The following is a 2,428-nucleotide window of genomic DNA, read 5'->3' on the forward strand; positions in this document are numbered from 1 at the left end:
CATTGCTGGCCTTGAGCACGGCGGCGGCGATGCCGGTCATGTCCGGTGGCAGCAGCACGTGCTGGATGCCGGTGGCGGCGAAGGCCGCCAGCAGGCGCTGCACCGCGCAGGCCTTGTCGGTGCTCGAATACAGCCCGGCGCTGGCGGTGAGCCGACGCAGGTCGCGGCCCGAGGCCGGGTTGACGATGATGCCCACGGTGGGGGCGGGATGGCTCATGGCGCACCTCTGGTTCTTGTGTGCCAGGGCTTGAGCAAGGGTGGTGCCAGACTGGGCAAAAGCTGCGGTGCAGAGCCTTCGCCGGGGTGTGCGTGCGGGGTTTCGAGGCGGTGCGCCTAGACGCTCGGTCGCAGTTTCGCCAGCGCTGCGCCGAGACGCCGAGACGCTGCGTCTCACCGCACGGGTTACCCCGGCGGTGCTTGTCCGGGCGGGCAATCGGCGCTTAATGGGCCGCATAACGACAAGAACAATGAGAACCGGAGGCCCCATGCTTGCCGCGAACTCCAGAGCCCACGTCGACTGTGTCAGTCGTGTGCTGAAAAACGCCGACCGCCTGCCGCAGGTGCCGGTGCCGCCGTTGATTCTCGACTCCTGGCGCCGTTCCATGGAGCAGCACCGCCTCGACCCGTCCTCGCAGCAAGGGCCGCGTATCCTCTCGCAAACCCTGCTCAACGAATGCCGTGAGCGCGCCGACCTGTTCATGCGCATTGCCAGCGATGCGGTGGCGCGCTTGCACGAGCGGGTACGCGGGGCCGACTACTGCGTGCTGTTGACCGACGCGCTGGGGCGCACCATCGATTACCGCGTCGACTCGACCCTGCGCAACGACTGTCGCAAGGCCGGCCTGTACCTGGGCACCTGCTGGTCGGAAGGCGAGGAGGGCACCTGTGGGGTGGCGGCGGTGCTGACCAGCAGGGTGCCGGTCACGGTGCACAAGCGCGACCACTTTCGCGCGGCCTTCATCGGCCTGACCTGTTCGGCGGCGCCAGTGTTCGACCCGCAGGGCGAGCTGCTGGGCGTGGTGGACGTGTCGGCCCTGCAATCGCCGGACGAGCGCCGCAGCCAGCACCTGATTCGGCAGTTGGTGGTGCAGACCGCCCGCGAGATCGAGAATGCCTTCTTCATGCACAACGCCCAGGCGCACTGGGTGCTGCGCGCGCACAGTGCGCCGGGCTACGTCGACAGCCAGCCGGACTTTCTGCTGGCCTGGGATGCCGACGGGCGCCTGCAGGCGCTCAACAGCCTGGCACGTTCGGCGCTGATCAGCCGCTATGGCCAGTTGCCGGCGCACATTGGCCAGCTGTTCGACCTGGACCAGTTGCGCGCGGTCACCGACGAGTCGGCGCAGCGTCTGAGCTGGAGCGGCGATGACGCGGCACTGCATGTGCGGGTCAGTTCGCCGCAACGTCCCGCACGCGCCACACCTCTGCCGAGCGGCGTGGACGGGCGAGTGGAGGAGAGCCTGCGCCTGGCGGTGCGGGTCAAGGACTGCAACCTGGCGGTGCTGGTGCAGGGCGAGACCGGCGCGGGCAAGGAAGTGTTCGCGCGCCAGTTGCATGAGCGCAGCGCGCGGGCGGGCAAACCGTTCGTGGCCTTGAACTGTGCGGCGATCCCCGAGAGCCTGATCGAGAGCGAACTGTTCGGCTACGTCGCCGGGGCGTTCACCGGGGCTTCGAGCAAAGGCATGCGTGGGCTGTTGCAGCAGGCCGATGGCGGTACGCTGTTTCTCGACGAGATCGGCGACATGCCGCTGGCCTTGCAGACACGCCTGCTGCGGGTGCTGGCCGAGGGCGAGGTGGCGCCGCTGGGGCGCGGCGCGGCGTGAGCGTGTGGATATCCAGGTGATCTGTGCCACGCACCGCGACCTGGTGGCGCAGGTGGCCGAGGGGCGTTTTCGCGAGGACCTGTATTTTCGTCTGGCCAATGCGCGTTTCGAGCTGCCGCCGCTGCGCGAGCGCAGCGATCGGCTGGCGCTGATCAATCGGTTGCTGGCCGAGGAGGCGGCCGGTTGCGGCGTGCAGGTGGGGTTGAGTGCGGCGGCGCTGGAGTGCCTGCTGGCCTACCGCTGGCCGGGTAACCTGCGGCAGTTGCGCCAGGTGCTGCGCTATGCCTGTGCGGTGTGCAGCGGCGCGGCGGTGCAGGTGCAGGACTTGCCGGCGGATGTGCGCGGGGCGCAGGTGCAGGGCGAGGTGCAGGGGCGTGTGAGCCTGCAGCGCCAGGTGTTGCTGGACGCGCTGATGCGCCATCGCTGGAAGCCCGGGGAGGCGGCCAAGCGCTGGGGATTTCGCGGGCCACGCTGTACCGGCGGGTGCATGAGCACGGTATCGAGATGCCGCGCATGGGCAGTAGATAGGCGGTGGCGCTTTCGCTGGCAAGCCAGCTCCCACAGGTAGTGCGCCGTCCTCAGGGGCTGCATTGTTCATGTGGGGG

Annotated in this window: 2 pseudogenes; one reads left to right on the forward strand and one right to left on the reverse strand. The window is 68.9% G+C overall.

Features of this window, described 5'->3' with window-relative positions:
• Positions 1–217, reverse strand: a pseudogene (locus tag G3436_RS22820) (ATP-NAD kinase); the annotation flags it as partial.
• Between the two features lie 268 nt (positions 218–485).
• Here G3436_RS22820 and G3436_RS22825 point away from each other — a divergent pair.
• Positions 486–2,351 (forward strand): annotated as a pseudogene (locus tag G3436_RS22825) (sigma-54-dependent Fis family transcriptional regulator).
• Positions 2,352–2,428 lie beyond the last annotated feature (77 nt).

It is taken from the genome of Pseudomonas brassicae (assembly GCF_010671725.1).
Taxonomy (GTDB): Bacteria; Pseudomonadota; Gammaproteobacteria; order Pseudomonadales; family Pseudomonadaceae; genus Aquipseudomonas; species Aquipseudomonas brassicae.